This window comes from Bartonella sp. W8122, from assembly GCF_016102485.1.
GTDB classification, from domain to species: Bacteria; Pseudomonadota; Alphaproteobacteria; order Rhizobiales; family Rhizobiaceae; genus Bartonella; species Bartonella apihabitans.
On the sequence record NZ_JACFOO010000002.1, the window covers coordinates 152,744 to 169,149 of the forward strand.

Annotated in this window: 22 protein-coding genes; 17 read left to right on the plus strand and 5 right to left on the minus strand. The window is 43.8% G+C overall.

The annotated features are described in order from the left end of the window. Positions 1-68: 68 nt before the first annotated feature. From H3S83_RS10910 to H3S83_RS10935, 6 genes are all read left to right on the plus strand, one after another. The gene (locus H3S83_RS10910) at positions 69-251 is read left to right on the plus strand and encodes a hypothetical protein (protein ID WP_198239818.1); all 183 of its coding nucleotides are present in this window, start codon (positions 69-71) and stop codon (positions 249-251) included. A 132-nt stretch (positions 252-383) separates the two neighbouring features. Continuing rightward, entirely contained in the window at positions 384-1,139 is a 756-nt protein-coding gene (locus H3S83_RS10915) for a hypothetical protein (protein WP_198239819.1), read from the plus strand. A 93-nt stretch (positions 1,140-1,232) separates the two neighbouring features. Beyond that, positions 1,233-2,201, plus strand: coding sequence for a major capsid protein (locus H3S83_RS10920; protein ID WP_246741803.1), 969 nt, complete (start codon positions 1,233-1,235; stop codon positions 2,199-2,201). 57 nt (positions 2,202-2,258) lie between these two features. Beyond that, on the plus strand, positions 2,259-2,681 hold the full coding sequence (locus H3S83_RS10925; protein ID WP_198239820.1) for a hypothetical protein: 423 nt from the start codon (positions 2,259-2,261) through the stop codon (positions 2,679-2,681). Positions 2,682-2,693: 12 nt separating this feature from the next. Further along, positions 2,694-3,215 carry a DnaT-like ssDNA-binding protein gene (locus tag H3S83_RS10930; protein ID WP_198239821.1) on the plus strand — a complete coding sequence of 174 codons (522 nt, stop codon included), beginning with the start codon at positions 2,694-2,696 and terminating at the stop codon, positions 3,213-3,215. Between the two features lie 2 nt (positions 3,216-3,217). Continuing rightward, positions 3,218-3,574: a hypothetical protein gene (locus H3S83_RS10935; RefSeq protein ID WP_198239822.1), complete on the plus strand. Its 357-nt coding sequence runs from the start codon at positions 3,218-3,220 to the stop codon at positions 3,572-3,574. Here H3S83_RS10935 and H3S83_RS10940 read toward each other — a convergent pair. Continuing rightward, on the minus strand, positions 3,525-4,058 hold the full coding sequence (locus H3S83_RS10940) for a hypothetical protein (protein ID WP_198239823.1): 534 nt from the start codon (positions 4,056-4,058) through the stop codon (positions 3,525-3,527). The genes H3S83_RS10935 and H3S83_RS10940 overlap by 50 nt on opposite strands. A gap of 43 nt (positions 4,059-4,101) precedes the next feature. Here H3S83_RS10940 and H3S83_RS10945 point away from each other — a divergent pair, with 43 nt between their 5' ends. Continuing rightward, on the plus strand, positions 4,102-5,163 hold the full coding sequence (locus tag H3S83_RS10945) for a phage minor head protein (protein WP_198239824.1): 1,062 nt from the start codon (positions 4,102-4,104) through the stop codon (positions 5,161-5,163). A gap of 23 nt (positions 5,164-5,186) precedes the next feature. Here H3S83_RS10945 and H3S83_RS10950 read toward each other — a convergent pair whose 3' ends face one another. Then, on the minus strand, positions 5,187-5,672 hold the full coding sequence (locus tag H3S83_RS10950; RefSeq protein ID WP_198239825.1) for a hypothetical protein: 486 nt from the start codon (positions 5,670-5,672) through the stop codon (positions 5,187-5,189). On the opposite strand from H3S83_RS10950, the gene H3S83_RS10955 reads away from it, so the two are divergent. From H3S83_RS10955 to H3S83_RS10975, 5 genes are all read left to right on the plus strand, one after another. Continuing rightward, positions 5,671-6,108 (plus strand): HK97 gp10 family phage protein, encoded by a 438-nt coding sequence (locus H3S83_RS10955; RefSeq protein ID WP_198239826.1) that lies wholly within the window; start codon positions 5,671-5,673, stop codon positions 6,106-6,108. The genes H3S83_RS10950 and H3S83_RS10955 overlap by 2 nt on opposite strands. 3 nt (positions 6,109-6,111) lie before the next feature. Next, complete coding sequence (locus H3S83_RS10960; protein ID WP_198239827.1) at positions 6,112-6,519, plus strand: DUF4128 domain-containing protein; 408 nt, start codon at positions 6,112-6,114, stop codon at positions 6,517-6,519. 83 nt (positions 6,520-6,602) lie between these two features. Beyond that, positions 6,603-7,109, plus strand: coding sequence for a hypothetical protein (locus H3S83_RS10965; RefSeq protein ID WP_198239828.1), 507 nt, complete (start codon positions 6,603-6,605; stop codon positions 7,107-7,109). Beyond that, positions 7,109-7,504, plus strand: coding sequence for a hypothetical protein (locus tag H3S83_RS10970; protein ID WP_198239829.1), 396 nt, complete (start codon positions 7,109-7,111; stop codon positions 7,502-7,504). The genes H3S83_RS10965 and H3S83_RS10970 overlap by 1 nt, the downstream gene beginning before the upstream one ends. 98 nt (positions 7,505-7,602) lie before the next feature. After that, positions 7,603-7,854 carry a hypothetical protein gene (locus H3S83_RS10975; RefSeq protein WP_198239830.1) on the plus strand — a complete coding sequence of 84 codons (252 nt, stop codon included), beginning with the start codon at positions 7,603-7,605 and terminating at the stop codon, positions 7,852-7,854. A gap of 445 nt (positions 7,855-8,299) precedes the next feature. Here the strand turns inward: H3S83_RS10975 and H3S83_RS10980 are convergent, their stop codons facing one another. Next, positions 8,300-8,734 carry a hypothetical protein gene (locus H3S83_RS10980; protein WP_198239831.1) on the minus strand — a complete coding sequence of 145 codons (435 nt, stop codon included), beginning with the start codon at positions 8,732-8,734 and terminating at the stop codon, positions 8,300-8,302. 194 nt (positions 8,735-8,928) lie between these two features. Between H3S83_RS10980 and H3S83_RS10985 the strand changes: the two genes are divergently transcribed. Further along, a complete protein-coding gene (locus tag H3S83_RS10985; protein WP_198239832.1) occupies positions 8,929-9,096 on the plus strand; it encodes a hypothetical protein in 168 nt (55 codons plus the stop codon). Between the two features lie 177 nt (positions 9,097-9,273). Here the strand turns inward: H3S83_RS10985 and H3S83_RS10990 are convergent, their stop codons facing one another. After that, the gene (locus H3S83_RS10990) at positions 9,274-9,513 is read right to left on the minus strand and encodes a hypothetical protein (protein WP_246741804.1); all 240 of its coding nucleotides are present in this window, start codon (positions 9,511-9,513) and stop codon (positions 9,274-9,276) included. A gap of 54 nt (positions 9,514-9,567) precedes the next feature. Between H3S83_RS10990 and H3S83_RS10995 the strand changes: the two genes are divergently transcribed. Then, entirely contained in the window at positions 9,568-9,939 is a 372-nt protein-coding gene (locus H3S83_RS10995; protein WP_198239833.1) for a hypothetical protein, read from the plus strand. A 48-nt stretch (positions 9,940-9,987) separates the two neighbouring features. Further along, complete coding sequence (locus tag H3S83_RS11000) at positions 9,988-10,839, plus strand: Rha family transcriptional regulator (protein WP_370541373.1); 852 nt, start codon at positions 9,988-9,990, stop codon at positions 10,837-10,839. A gap of 341 nt (positions 10,840-11,180) precedes the next feature. On the opposite strand, the gene H3S83_RS11005 is transcribed toward H3S83_RS11000, so the two are convergent. Then, on the minus strand, positions 11,181-11,678 hold the full coding sequence (locus H3S83_RS11005) for a hypothetical protein (protein WP_198239834.1): 498 nt from the start codon (positions 11,676-11,678) through the stop codon (positions 11,181-11,183). A gap of 217 nt (positions 11,679-11,895) precedes the next feature. Between H3S83_RS11005 and H3S83_RS11010 the strand changes: the two genes are divergently transcribed. Both H3S83_RS11010 and H3S83_RS11530 read left to right on the plus strand, forming a co-directional pair. After that, positions 11,896-12,729: an outer membrane protein gene (locus H3S83_RS11010; RefSeq protein WP_198239835.1), complete on the plus strand. Its 834-nt coding sequence runs from the start codon at positions 11,896-11,898 to the stop codon at positions 12,727-12,729. Between the two features lie 113 nt (positions 12,730-12,842). Beyond that, entirely contained in the window at positions 12,843-16,403 is a 3,561-nt protein-coding gene (locus H3S83_RS11530; protein WP_246741805.1) for a tape measure protein, read from the plus strand. Positions 16,404-16,406 lie beyond the last annotated feature (3 nt).

Genomic DNA, 16,406 nt, shown 5'->3' on the forward strand with positions numbered 1-16,406 from the left:
AAACCGGCAAATCATAACAAGCAAACAGCCGCTACTAAACAGGCCAATAACTTAGAAGGTATTTCAACATGCCCCGTTATTTTGCGAAAAACAAAAAAACACATACCGATAAGATGGATTGGTATGATGATGTTTATCCAATCGACAATTTACGGATGGATGTCTACGAAGCAGAACCTGTCTACACAGGGCTTTTAGATGCCGATGGAAATGCAATTTATAGGATTAAGGATAAAATCGGCTTCCTATGAGTATTCTTGAAGCTGGCTAGCTTCCTGAACAGCATTATTCAATCTTTAAACAATAACCGGCCGTTGCGGATTATCCGTAGCGGCTTTTTTCATGGGCGTGATGCCCTTCAAACAAGCGTGAGGCTTTAAAACATGGCATTAGAACTGACAGTCGATAACCTTGAAAACGTCAATGAGAACGTGCGAAATTTCTATGTACAAAAAGGCGGAAAATATCAGCTTGATGTGTCTGGTATTGAAGACACAGGGGGCTTGAAATCGGCACTGGATAAGGAACGCGAGGCTCATAAACGTCTCGAAAAAGAGACGAAATCATGGGAAAAACTCGGCAAGACGCCGGAAGAGATTGCAGAAATCCTTCAAGCTCATGAGGAAGCCGAAAAAGCCAAGGCAGAAAAAGCTGGCGATTGGGAAAAGCTCAAAGCCCAGATGAACGATAGCCATGCAAAAGAAATAGCTGCCAAAGATAATGAACTGGCAAGCATGCGGAAAGCATTGGAAGCCAATTTAATTGATGCACAAGCAACCAGTGCCATTGCAGCGGCTAAAGGCGTTCCGGAGCTGTTGCTACCTCACGTTAAAAGTCATGTTAAGGTCGTAGAGAATGAAGGCAATTACAAGGTTGCTGTTGTCGATGCGAAGGGTGATCCGCGCATTAATGGCAAAGGTGAACCTTTGCAGATTGCCGATCTGGTCGCTGAAATGAAGCAATCGGAAATCTTTGGACGTGCCTTTGAAGGCACAGGACACACAGGAACAGGCAAGGAAGCCAGCTCTGGCGGTGTTGTTCCAATTGTTAAGGGAAACTTCGGGGGCTCACGACAAGAGCGCATCGACGCTATCAATACAATGCTAAAAGGCAAACCATTGTTCAAAGACGAAAAATAAACAAAAGACTTTTGCCGGTTCTCGGGATGAGAGGCGGCTTTCAATGGCAAGAAGCCAATTCACATTCCGTAACAATCACAAAAGGAAATTATTATGGCACTTTCTGATATGAAAGTATTCAACGAATACTTCATGCCTGCAATTATCGAAACGCTTAAACAACAGGTACAGAAGTTCAACGAAGCATCACACGGTTCGATCATTCTTTCAACGGATGGTTTTACCGGTGACTTCCTGCAGGAGTCATTCTTTGCAAGTTTGCATTCAGCACAACGCAGAACAAACCGTTATGCAACCAATGATGATGCACCGATTACCGATCTAACACAGAAGAAGCAGTCTTCTGTTAAGATTGCCGGTGGTTTCGGTCCGATCAAGTATGAACCGTCTGAACTGACTTGGCTGGAAAAACCGACGGCAGAAGGTATTGAAGTCATTTCGCGAAATTTTGCAGAAGCGATTATGGCCGACCAGCTCAATACTGCTATTCTCGCCTTGTCTGGTGCTATTAGCAACCAACCGGATGCAACCAATGACGTGACGGCAACAAGCGGCATCTCATATGCGGCTATGAATGATGCTCATGCGCTTTTCGGTGACCATTCGGGCAACTTGATTGCGCAAATTATGACCGGAACAACGTTCCATAGGCTTATCGGCCAGAATATCAAAAATACGGAAAATCTGTTCCGAGCACAGAATATTAATGTTGTTGATGTTCTTGGTAAGGCCGTTGTCGTGACTGATGCCCCTGCTCTTTACGAACAAGGACAGGTCAAAAAGATCAAAGTGCTTTCATTGGCAGAGAATGCAGCCATTGTTCATGATGGTAAGGATATTATTACCAATATCGAAACGACAAACGGTAAGCAACGCATCGAGACCACTATTCAGATGGATTACACCTTCGGCCTAGGTTTGAAGGGGTATTCATGGGATGAAGGAAACGGCGGAAAGTCACCGAGTGATGAGAAAATCGGCACCGGTGCTAATTGGAACCGGATTGTTTCTTCCGTTAAAGCGACGGCTGGCGTTATCACTATTGCCGATGCTTCTAAATAAAATGGGCGGGCTTAAACGCCCGTTCATTCTTCCATAAACCGTCGAAAGGTTAAGACAATGGCAGAAGAAAAAATCATTTATGAAAAGCATCCGGTTTCCCCCGAACGTAAAAGACTGTTACGTGAAAAAGGTTACACGATCATCGACGAACGTTTCAGGCCTAGCTCATCAGATGCAAAGGCATCAGAAACCGCTAAGCAGGACGTTAATCTCGATGAGACAGACGATGCACCGGATCCTTATCCAGACTTGAGCAACAATGACATGATCGAGGCGATCAAGGAAGTTACAGGCGATACAATTCGCAAGAATACAAGTCGGGCTAAAATCATTGCAGCCTATGAAGACGCACTAAAAGCAGCTTCACAAAAAGAAAAGCCGGAAACCAAGCAAGAAACGCCTGTGGCAAAGCAGGAAGCACCTCAAGCCAAACAAGAGGCAGCACCAGCAAAGCAAGAGGCAGCTCCAGCCAAACAGTAAAAGGCTCACAACATGACACTCATCACGACAGCAGGCGATCAAGCGGCTGATAGCTATGTCACGATTGCCGAGTTCAATGAATATTCAAAGAAGTTTGGTTATAATCTAGCCGGTTTTAAAGATGAAGACATTGAACAAGCTTGCCGGCGTGGTACTCGTTGGCTTGACGCCACTTATGGTAACCGGTTCATTGGTAAAGTGGCATCTGTCGATCAATCACTTGAATGGCCGCGTAAAGAAGCCGTCTGGCGCGGTTGTTCGGTGAATGATGCAATCATACCACCTGCCATTAAAAACGCCGCCTGTGAAGCTATATGGCGAGAATTAACGAAACCTAACAGCCTAGCACCGGATTACATCCAATCAGAAGCGGTCAAGCAGGAAGAAATCGGAGAGATAACTACCATTTACAAGGACGGCAAAGGAACGGCCGAAGATGTGATGCCGGTCGTAACTATTATTGATCGGTTGTTAGCAGGTCTTACCAATCCAAAAGCAAAAGCGGCTTTATTCGGAATATGTGCGAGGGCGTGACCATGGATAAGTTTGATTATAGCCGCTCCGTGACAACGGCAAATCGCATGATAAACAGGTATGGGCAAACTGGTTCAATTGAAAGGCAAGTGAACAGTGGTTCAGGCTGGAACCCGTCTCAAGACGTGAAGGCTTATGCCTGCAAGTTGGTTGTATTGTACTATCTGGCAAAAGACATTGATGGCACACTTATCAAATCGGGTGACTTAAAAGTCTATATTCCTGCATACGGGCTTGAAATCACACCAAAGACAACGGATAAGATTGTTTTTAACGGAGTGCAACATACTGTCGTTGCTGTGACAGAACTCAGCCCAGCTGGTGTTCCGATTTATTATCTTTGTCAGTGTCGGACTTAGGGAGGAAAAAAACAAAATTGGCCGGATGTTTGAATGGCGCCCCTGTGTATAGTTGCCCTTCAGTGTCTATAGCATAGGGAATAGCCTTTAACATGAAATTACTTTCGGCTGTTTTGATATTTCCAGCAGATTTTACGAAATAAACGGCATAAGAATATTGTTCGCTGGTTGCTAATTTTATAAGTTCGTCATAGTGGCTTTTCTTAATTTCAACGGCTTTTGGTTCTACCATTTTTGAAGCGGATGAAGAAACATATTTAAAGCCGTATTCTTTGACAGTGATAGGTCTCAGTGATTTATTAGCGAAGGAAACATGCACTTCGCCCCATCTGGGATCAGATGATTGGAGAAAAAAAGCCTCAAAATACAGTTCTTTTTTGTCACGTTTCCACATATACCAAGAATTAAAGATCGAAAGAGCCAAGCCAGAAATGGCGATAAGTGACGTTATTAATTGAGAATAGCCGTTTGAAAACCAACCCATTCTTCACTCCTCGAATGATTAACCACTTTAGATTGTAATAGTTATGTTGAAACGTCTATCGGAACAAGAACAGCTTGAACAAATAGTTCAGCAATATGAACCGGCTATTCGGAAAGCATTTCTGGAAGCAATCGAGACAATACGTTCCGACGCTGTAATCGAAGAGATCATCGAACGTTTGCAAAAAGGCGATATTACCGGAGCAGTTAATGCCATACCGGTTGATAGCACAGCATTTAATCCGGTAGCAGATGCCATAAGAGAAACGTTCAATGCAGGGGGAATAGCCGCTTTATCGAAATTACCACGGCTTAAAAGCCCTTCAGGGCATAAGGTTGTGGTTCGGTTTGATGCAAGAAACGCACGTGCGGAACAATGGCTCAAGCAACATAGCAGCAATCTGGTTACGAATATCATCACAGACCAAAAGGAAGCGATCAGATCAGCTCTTACCAATGGTATGATATATGGTAGGAACCCGCGTTCGGTTGCGCTTGATATTGTAGGGCGTATAGAAAAGGTCACAGGACGCCGTACAGGCGGCATTATTGGCTTAACCAGTAATCAAGCATCATTTGTCGAAAACGCTCGTCAGGAGCTAACTTCTGGGCAAATAGAAGGATATAAAGCTTATCTCAATAGAGCAAGGAGAGATAAACGGTTTGACAGAACTGTTTTAAAGGCTATCCAAAGTGGCGAAAAACTACCGGCAGATTTAATCACTAAGATGCTGAACCGGTATGAAGTTTCATTATTAAAGCTTCGGGGTGATACGATTGCGAGAACGGAAGCATTGGAAAGCTTGAATGCCTCGCAACAGGAAGCAATGGAGCAGACACTCGATAAGACAATCTATACAGATCAGGATGTTCAAAGAGTATGGAAAACAGCCAGTGATAATCGAGTACGTGATAGCCATGCTGCTATGAATAGACAAACCGTCAAAGGGCTACAAACGCCATTCATTACGCCGGACGGATACAAGATGAAATATCCACATGATCGGAGTTTAGGAGCACCGGCAAGCGAGACAATCAACTGCCGGTGCATTCAACTGGTGCGGCTCGATTACACCAAAAATATAAATAAGGGCGACATGCTGTAGGTTTATCCGAGGATGACGTGTTACTATTGCAATGAATGAAGGAATGTCGGAAGCCATTTGGCAACATCCGGAATACTATCAATTCCTTTTTTGACGATAGTCATAAACAACTCTTTGGCCGTATCCGCTGGGAGCTCTTTTAACTTTTTAATCAGGTTCTGTTTAACAGTTGGGGTAGCTTCAGACGATTGAATTTTGGCGATCATAAGGTCTTTGATTGTGTCTGCATGAAGTTTAATCGTTACAACGTTGAGTTCCTCGGTTAGTCCGCCATCTTCTAACATATAATCAATGCCCCGAGCTGTTATTGTCGTTGAAAAAACGTTTAACTGGTCATCGTCCATATAACGGGCTTCCCATTCAATGAGCCCGTGATCTTTCAAATATTTTAAATTTGCTAGTTCTTCAGATGTTGGCTGTTCCTCTGAATAGTCTTTCTCATTAGAGGGAATATCTAGCAATTCCTCGAGAAGGCGTCTTTGTATATCGCGATTTATGAGATTAGCCATGATTAAACAGGCATCCTTTACAGCTCAAATAGATGATTGGGTTTTGAAATCGAAGGCAAGGATGCTAGCAGTATTTCAGACCGCAACGCAATATGTTGTAGAGGATATGCTTGATCGTACACCGGTAGATACTGGTTATTTACGTGCTAGCTTAACCGTTAAGTTCAACACCCCTGCCCCAATACGGCCAAATAACGTACCGTCTGAAGGTGCAACAAGAAACAGCTATGGAATGCCGACACAGTATGCCCTAGCTATCGCTGGTTCTAAAATTGGGCAAACAATCTATGCATCATATACAGCAGCATACGCCCTTCCAGTTGAATACGGGTTCAGGAGCTATTCAGGTGCTGGCATGGTGCGTTTATCCGCTCAAAATTGGGATGCACACGTCGCTAAGGCAGTTTCAGTCGCAAAAGCAAAGGCTATGCAGTAAAAAATGACGCTAGAAAGTACCATTCCGGAGCTTCTGTTCAAACATCTGGATATTTTATCCGATACAATGAAAATCGCTTATCCGAATGTTCCATTTGAACCGCCGGATGAAGCATATCTGGAAGCACGATATCTTCCAAATACCAACCGCAACTTCTTAATCGGAGCTGATGACCCGACACAACATTTAGGCCTATTACAAGTTACGGTTGTAGGACAGTCTAACATTGGCGAAATAGAGGTTCTAAAGCGAGCTGGTCAAGTTGTCGAACATTTCAAGAAAGGAACCAGATTGCAGGAAGATGATGTTATCGTCGACATCTATTCTAAGCCGTCTATAGCCCCCGCAATGCAAGACGGAAATCGGTATAGAGTACCGGTAACTATTCAATATCAGTGTGTGCATAAGTAAGGCTCACAAGCCTTTTTGAGTATCCCTTAGGCGGTCTTGTTACCGCCTTTTTTATTACCACAAACAGTACAAAGGAAAATACCATGGCAAGAGCGAATGCTAACGGGAAGTTCTATATCTGCACTACCCCACAGCCTAGTGACCTCACCAAAGAACAGTTTGAGGCTTTGGAGTGGACAAAAATCGAAGAGGTCGGAAAGCTGCCTGAAAGTGGCAGTTCAACAAACATTATCAAGTATGATACGATTGACACCACAGTCACACAAAAGGCGAAAGGCGTGACAGATGCCGGTGGCGGTAGTTTGGAAGTCGCTTACACACCCGACGCCCCTGGACAGCAGGCTTTACGTAAGATTGCAGGTAACAACTATATGTATGCGACGAAACGCGAAGTGAATGATGCACCGGATGAGAACCATACCAATTCGGTGTTTTACAATCGGGGGCTTATCACGGGGCCGGTGCGTTCAGGCGGTGGCGTGGAAGATTTCATCACAGAAACATACACGATCGCAAACAACCAGCTTGAAATCGTTGTGCCGCCTCAGCTCAAAACCAATGCACCGCAACAAACTCAGGAGACTGAGTAATGGATTTAGGCAAGATCGTTGATAATGAACAGCTCTACTCGTTAGAGCTGCTTCATCCTGATACTTATGAACCTGTCGGTGTAACGTTCAAAATCCGATCAATGAATAGCCAAGCTGCCCAAGCTGTGCAACGTCAAATCATTGATGAAATTTACGAGCTTAGACAGTCAAATAAACGTCTTAAAGCAAAGGATACAGTGGCTAACGAATACCGTAAAGCGGCTGCCTGTGTTGCTGGTTGGGATTGGGGAAAGAACAAGTATAATGGCTCTATTCCAGATTTTACTGAAGCTAATGTGCTGAAAATCCTCAAGGAACAAGAATGGATATTCTCACAGGTAACGGAGGCTACAAATAACCTAGCAAATTTTTTGGAGACCTCAAAAACGAACTGATCGAATACATCCGTTACATAGTCCGGTATAACACACCGGACTTTGACGGCGAGACACGTCGAGAAAGAAATATCCGCTTCAGCCAACCAGTACCAGAAATGGAAGAGGTCATAGGTGGCGAATATATTCTCGATTGTTTTTGGCAGATTACCAGATTTCGCGACTTCAGCGAGAACGGACCGCAACCGTTAAAGCCGGTGGATGTGTTCAATTGGGAAAAGTTTACCGGCAATATTCTTAATCGCGAGGAACGAATAATCCTCCTTGAATTAGATCAGGCTTATCTCGCGGCTCTTGCAAAAGAACGTTCAATCAACATGAAAAGGCTTGAGGAGAAGAACAAGAGGTAGGAGTTTTTCGGAAAATACCGAAAAACCTAAAGGTGGGCGTCCATCGAGAGGCTCCTCAAAATTGAGGAACCTATCTTGCGGCTTATTAACGAGCTGAAAGTTCAGCCCGTTGGTTATTCCGACAAAGAGGTAAGCTGAAAATTCAGCCGACCTCCTATGTTGATGTCCAGAAGCAGTGAAAACATGATCTTAGGGGGTATGCTCAAATTTGAGCACACCCCCCTTATTACAATCTAACCTCGTAAAACCGGTTAAAGAATGGAGATGGGCGTCTCCCCAAAATTGAGGAGACGGTATTAAACCGCGAAAACCGGTGATTATTTTAGATACTCTTCGAGGATACGGCGTATTACCTCTGGGCGTGTTCCATTATCAGTGAGGCAATATGCTTAGTCGTTGGGTGAACCCATCTAACTTTTTGGGATTCGTCTTGTGTCATCTTTTGTTATATGATTTCGCTCAAAGGGGGTTTCCAATTGGCCCACTCACCAGTACCGATTTTTAACTCTATCATTCCTCCATTTTTACCAATTTTGTATTCATCGCCATTTTCAAGAGTAATAAAATAACCATTTTTTTGTATACTTAGGATAGATACCAATGGATGCCCCATCAACAAATCTTTGACCATATTTTCGATAGCCTTAGCATCGTCTTCAGCATCGTCTAAGTAACGCCAAACATCTGTCATTAGTTCAACAGGTGTTTGAGAAAACAATAACGCCCTATTCAACAGGTGTCTAACAGCTTCCACTTCGGACGGATAACCATGTTTCCTTTGAAACGTAACTATTCTTTCGACTAGCTCTTTCGGAAGAACATATATTTTTCGTTGGGCATCATCTGTAGGGGACACCATATTATTTTCTTTTTCAGCCATATCTAACCTCATACGTTCCAGCGTATATTAAAACATATTTGACAAAATGCAAATGATAATTTAGATATGAATATGTTATCATATTTGCGTATGCAAATGATTAACAAATACAGGCTCGATCTCACACCCAAGATTAGAGTGAACTTTGTGGTCGAGAGTGATTTTAATTAGACAGATAGGGATTATTAAATGGAATGACTAGCCGTACAGACACAATAAAAGCCTTACTGCACCACGGTCTTGAGGTTAATCAAAAAGTGACAGGGCAATACGCCGTAGGAAGCAAAAGCCCTGCCACCACAAACAACAACACCGCCATGGCGGGCTTTGCATCTATCACCCAAGATAAAAGGACTATCTAAGATGAATGCTCATATTATAGTAAAATCTGATTTAACTTTCAATAGGGTTCAATTTCACGACAAATCGGACATGCTTTCTTTGACCGATCTGTATTTAAAGAGCGGCGGTAAGTTTGCAATCCGGCAAAAGATTGCAGAGCGTCAAGGCCACAGGAATTTACGCTTGGTTGGACAAAACTAATCTTTTTTAACAGGTTTCAACATTTCGGTTAGCGATAGGCGCAAAACTTCGGGTCTAGTCGGCTTTGGATCAGGTTGAGAAGCAATCCAAAGGTCAAGCAAAGCCAAAAGATCGGGCTGGAGACGCACTTGTATTTGTGTGCCTTGTCCAATTTTTGGACGACCTCGTTTTTTGGTACCATTTTTATCTTGCTTTATCATAAAATAAATGGTACCAAATAAATCAGGCTGACGCAAGACTGCAATCTCGCATCAGCCCTAACCGAAACGAACCTGTAGAAGGAGGCTCGAATGGCTAACGTTGCCAATAGCATGTATTACGGCAGAAACACAACTGTCGAAGACAAACAGATTTATGTTGTCGACGCCAAGCGACAAGCCGCCAATGATGTGCTTGACCCGCTCCTGCTCATTATAAGAAAATATTATGCCGCTATGGAAGAGTTTAACTCTCTACCGGAAGACGACGATAACGATGCCGCCGAATACACATGGTTGCCATGGTGGAACCTAATCAAAAATTGGGATAGGCCGATCTTAACCGCAGAAGGTGCCATTGCTGCCATTGATTTAGCCAATGAGCAGATACGAGAGAATAGCTATAGCGAAATCGTTGAACCGCTCCTTAAAGCAGTAAGAAAATACCTCATCAATAAGCATTAATCCTAATTCACCGATACCGTGCGTAAACACGGTTCAGGGAGAGCGGCAGTGCTTGATCCACATGTAGTCCGCTCTCCCCTCTTGGATCAGCAGCTTTTACGGGCTGCCAACGAAAGGACATGTAACATGTCATACGTAGAAAATGAAACTCAAATCAATTCGGTTCCAATAAAACACGAACATCAACCAGTGGTATTTATTCAAGATGGTGAAGTTTTCGCTAACAGCCGTGATGTTGCCGCTTATTTCGGAAAACAGCATAAACATATCATTCGGGACATTGAAAATCTGATAGCAGAGGGTGTGCCCAATTTTGGGCATACCCCATATATTGAGCCTCAGAATGGTCAGACATACAAAACCTACAACATGGATAGAGATGGCTTCACCTTATTGGCAATGGGGTTCACTGGCAAAAAGGCACTACAATTCAAATTGCGTTACATTGAACAGTTCAATGCTATGGAGGCGGAATTACGTCGGCAATCCAATGTGATGATTGATTATTCGGACCCTGCTATCCTCATTGGAGTTATGAACCACCTTCAGTTAGAAAATAAGAAGAAAGATGAACTCATTACAGAACAAAAACAAAACTTGAAAAAACTTGACCGGCTGGAGGGAGCACGTGGTTCGATGTGCATCAGTGATGCGGCGAAAACGCTAGGTGTAAAACGGGATGATTTGTTTCGTTTTATGGATTCGCGCCGTTGGATATTCAAAAGGTCGGGTTCCAAGAATTGGCTTGCCTATGACGAAAAGCGCAGATTGGGTTTCATGGAACACGATGACCACCTTTATCTTGATGCAGAAGGTCGAGAACGTGTAGCAACCCGTGCACTTGTTACAGCTAAAGGCCTAGTGAAGCTCGCAGAGCTGCTTAACCAGCCCTTGCATTAAATAGAACTGAAACAACGGCAAGAACAAGGGGGCTTTAGAGCCCCTTTATTGTTTGTTTGCTAATGGGCTAAGTTTTCTCGCATTTTATGCAATAAATTCAAAAAACCGAAAGATAATGTTTGAAAAACTGCAACAAATCAGAAAATGCAGCCAAGCCGCGACCACCGCAGGATACGTTAAATTGTGGTACAATTTAAGTTGTAACGGATTAGAAAACACGGTCAACTCGGCTCAATACACTTCATAGTTCCAGACGCGCCAAACAACCAGATCTATCTATCGCACTATAGATAAAATCGAGTTTGTTTAAGGGATGTTGCTATCATGGCAATGCCCTGTTTTTAGGGCAAGTGGATGCCTTTCTGTGCGCATACATCATATGTTGCCGTAGTGTGAATATCGTCTTCACCAATGCCGATCAAAAGGAAACTGTCGTTAGTTAATGCACCGATGAAAGGCTTTTGTCCGGTGTACGCGCCGTAACTGTTTTTGCCATTAACAAACCCACAGACGGTTATAACGTCTTTTTTACTTTTTGTAGCCTTCATGTTCCCAAAGATAGGGCTGGTCGGATCTTTTAATTCTTTAGCAACACCATTCTTGACGATACTTATATCTTTAGCGGTTAATTTGTATTCGGGATCAGGCGTCAAGATGGTAACGGGTTGGTAAGCAGGGGCGGTTCCAGCTTTTTGACGGGCGCACAAATTTCGTTGGTAGCTGTCCAAATATTGTGGAGCATCACACAATACTGGGTTAATTGAATCTCTCGGGTTAGGAGGCTGTGTCTGGCAACCGCATATAAAAATAACAATTGGTAAAAGTAGTAGTATTCTCATCTAAGCCCCCTCTCAAAAACTGGGCAGGAGAATAGATATTTAAAAACTATCTTTTCGTCAAACGTTCTTTAAGAATACGCCTTATAGCCTTTGATCGGAGTCGCAACAGATTAGAAAATGGGGCAAAGCGCAATCGTTATATACAACTTATGCGTTTCCACCTGTTGACATAATCAACTTCTTTTAGATTAACTGAAAGAATTAGAGGGAGGCGCACATGTTCCGTCGTGTTACATGCTTATCAACAATGTTCATTATGACCGGTTTATCACTAGCTCATGCGGCTGATATTGTAACGGCTAAAGACCCGATGCCGGTCGCCAATACAAATGATATGACGTGGAATGGTTTTTACATTGGTGGTCAGACGGGATGGATACACAACAAAGTTGAACACGGACGTCAAAATGAACTTTTTTCATCCTATGACAAAAATCCTAATGGACTAAGTATGTATTTCGACAAACCAGACCAACAATACAAGTTTACCGATGACACATTTTCCGGTGGCCTCTTTATGGGATATAACTTCCAGTTGAACAAAAGTTTATTAGTTGGTGTAGAAGGTGACATTGCTTGGTTTAATTCTGATGACAGTAAAAAAGAACTTGAGGATCCGTTTCTCGTCCTAAAAAATTCTAGACAGAAATATCCTTTTGTTCGCAATTACTATTTTGACGAAGAACGACTTAAGGTAAAAAGATCAGCCGCTTTAAGAGCGCGTCTAGGCTACACCAATGATCGTTATCTCATTTACGCCACCGCCGGACTAGCAACAATGCGTTCGTCATACAGCTACATTATTGACGGCATCATGACGTATTATCCGGCATCTGAGACAGTCAAAAAATCGTTGACCGGTTATACCGTTGGTGGCGGTATAGAATATGCGCTAACAAACCATGTTATTCTGCGATCTGAATACCGGTATACCGATTATGGTAGTAAGGACTTTGATTTCAACAATGAATTTATTGATGAACCAGTGACCTTAAAAGCAGACTACAAAACACATGAAGTGCGGTTAGGCATTGCTTATAAATTCCATTAAATAGAATGCATACAGTCGCGTCTGATGACTATTCGCATTCTCATATCACCGCACAAAATAACTGCTTTATAGCCCACCCTAACCGGTGGGCTTTTCATATTGGAAAGACGATCATGGACATTGCAACACTGGGTATTGAAGTACGCTCGGAAAGCTTGCTCAATGCTAGCCAAAATCTGGATAAGTTCGCTGGAGTAACACAGCGCGTAGAACAACGTTTGAAAGGCTTCAGCACCGGCATGACAACAATGCAGGGTAACGTGAACAGACTATCCGCTAGCCTGCTCAATGCCGGTACTGTAATGACGAGATTCAACAATGTCTTGCAGGTACTTGGTGTCAGTGTTGCTGCTAATGAGATCAGGCGATATGCCGACAGTTGGACACTTATGAACAACAAGATCGCGGCCGCATCTCAATCATCCGGTATGCAGGCGCGTTCACTGAGTGACCTTAAAAAAGGTGCAGACAATGCACGTTCAAGCATTGTCGAATATGCTGACCTTTACGCTCGTATCATGCGAAATTCTAAAGGCGTTGCAAAAAGTGAACAAGAAGTTGCAGACGCGACGAATATCGTTTCAAAAGCCTTTGCCGTTGGAGGAGCAGCGGCATCAGAACAAGCGGCTGGCGTGTTACAGCTCGGTCAAGCATTGGGTTCGGGTGTCCTGCAAGGTGATGAATTGCGCTCTATTCGTGAGAACGCACCCGTTCTTGCTCAAGCTATTGCTGATGAATTCGGGACAACTATTGCAGGATTAAAAGACCTAGGAGCACAAGGCAAACTAACAAGCGAACGAGTTTTGACTGCAATCTTGAAGGCTAGACAACAGATCGAAGCACAGTTTGCCAAAACATCATTGACGATTGAACAAAGTCTAACGCTCGTCAAAAACGCTGCAACCGAATACATCGGCACAATGGATGGCGTCACAGGTGCGTCAAAAGCTGTTTCCGGAACGATCAAATTGGTTGCTGACAATTTTGATATTCTCGGGAACACAATGTTAGCTGCAATTGGTGTGTCGGCGGCTAGAATATTCGGCCCGATGATTGCAAGTGCAGCAAGTGCGGCAGGTCAACAAGTTAAGCTTACGGCTGCTATTCTCGAAGGCAATGCAGTTATGCTTAATAGCCGTACGGCAGCACTTCAAAAAGCAACTGCTATCCGTGAAACCGCTCTTGCCGATCAACAAGCTGCTAAAGCAACGTTAGACGCTGCAAATGCAGAACGCGTAAGGGCTGTTGCTGCCTTAGAGTCTGCTAAAGCTGGACAATTAGCCGGACTTACTCATGCTCAAGCAGCGGCACAAGTTGTAACAGCAAACAGAGCCGTATCAGCGGCTCAAGTTGATCTCGCTGCTAAAACACAAAACGCTAATCGTGCTTTGTTGGCACAAGATATAGCTGTTGCTAAAGCTTCAGTAGCTAGCCGTGCTGTGAGCGGCCTAGGTGGCTTAGTATCAAAGGGGCTTAGCTTTGTTGGTGGCCCCGTTGGAGCTGGAATAATGGCTGTAAGTGCCGCTATGTATTATTCTTCAAAGCGCGCAGAAGAAGCCAGACAGAAATCGGAAAGCCTGCAAAAAGTATGGCAGGAACTCGGCTATTCAGCACCCTTAGCGGCTGCAAATATCGACAAAATAACAAGTTCCATTGCACAGATGAGCGCGGGGGCACAGGCTGCTCATCTGAAAGATGTTCATGAAGAAATCGAACGCATTTCGGGAAGCTCCAAGGCTAACTATTTTGATAGCCTTCCTTTTGTGGGCAGAGAGAAACAAAGTGATGAATTTGCCGAAGTTCTTACAAAAGCGGATAAGGTAAAGTTTGGATCACCTGTAGACGCAAAAAATTATGAAACGCTCCGTTCGTTGCTGGAGTTGATTAGCAAATATCCGACGGAAGTCTATAAAGCGGACGATGCGTTAAAAAAGCTGCAAAATGATAATAAAAACGCTGACCTTGCATCAGCAATTGAAGACGCGACTGTAGCTATCGACCATTATAAAAAAGCATTGAATGATGATTTTATGATGGGCGGGACGCTTGGTTTAGATAAAGCCAAGCAACAACTCGATGAGTTAAAGGATACCGTAGAACGTTCCCAAGTCTCAGGGCTTAATGGCGATCAAATCAGCCAAATTAATGCATTGATTGATCGCCTTGAAAAGGGAGAAATAAAATCCGAAGAATTCAGTTCTAAACTTAACGAAATCAAAGGAATAGATGCGTTTAGCGGCTTGGTGCACAAACTTGAAGATGCATCTAACAGATTCCAGTTTGCTCAAACAAAAGCAGAAGAATTTGCTGACGTTCTCGAAAGTATAAAAGACAAACAGGTTAACATCGGCGTTAGCCTTACTCCTTATGGGGCAAACGCAAAGAATTTAAAAGATGCGGATGCCGATCTAGCGCAAGTCGATAAAAACTATGAACAGTTGATTGCGGACGCTAATAAAACACCAAAACAAAAGAAAAAAGATGAGATCAGAACCAGACTTCTTTTTGGAACGACGGTATTAAAAGATTCGGATGACATCGAAAACAAAGTCGAGACAATTTACATTACTACCCAAAATGCGAAAAATGCTGAAAAGGCATCTAAGCAAGCAGAAAAGGCTGCACAAAGAGAAGCTAACGCCTATCGTGATCTGATCAAAAGCGGGCAAGACCGCGTCGGGCAATTGGAGCTTGAAGCACAAGTTGCTGGAAAGGCAGGAATTGCAGCAGACACACTGCGCATGAAGCTGGAGCTGGAACAAAAAGCAACAGATAAAGGCCGCATTATTACCGCTGCCAAGCGAGAGGAAATCGACAAGCTTGTAGTAGCATATCAGAAAGCGGCAGAAGCGGCCGCTAAAGCACGCCTCGATCAAGACATGTCATATCAGTGGCGTCAAATGGGGCGTAGCGACATTGATAAGAGCGTTGCTGACACGCTTAAACAGTACGGGCTTGAAGAGAACCTGAATTCAATTGACGCGGCAAATATCCGTCTTTTGGAGACAACGAAGCGCAATCGACAAGCTTGGCAACAGCTCGGAGATACTGGCGAAGACACCTTATATCGCATGATTGCAGGAACGGACAGTTGGAGAGATTCCCTTGCCTCTCTCATGCCGACGATCAAGGACTTGGTTTTACAACTAGCCGGACTTTCGGACAGCAAGTATTCACTGGGTGGGTTGCTTAGCAATGCCTTTGGTGGTGGTCAGGGTAATCCCATTCTTATGAGTAAATATGGTGGGATGACCGGACTTTTTGCGAAAGGCGGTGCTTTTACATCGTCTGGACAGGTCAAGATGTTTGCGAAAGGTAGTGCATTCACAAATTCGATCGTGACATCCCCTACCCCGTTTCGTTTTGCTGATGGAGATGGCTTTGGGAAGGGCATCATGGGAGAAGCAGGACCGGAAGCGGTCATGCCGTTGAAACGTGATGCACGTGGCACTCTAGGCATCGCTGTAAATGGTAGTGGAAGAAGTGCCCCTGCCCAACCGCAACAAGAACAACGGGATGTTGTCGTGAGTGTTGAGGCATCGGACTATTTTGACGTTCGAGTACGTGAAGTAGCTCAACAGGTATCACAACAAAACATTCGCGAATATCATAAAAACCTACCGAACATGATTGGCCAAACGATTAACGAAGCGCGAAACAAAAACAGAATGTAGGAA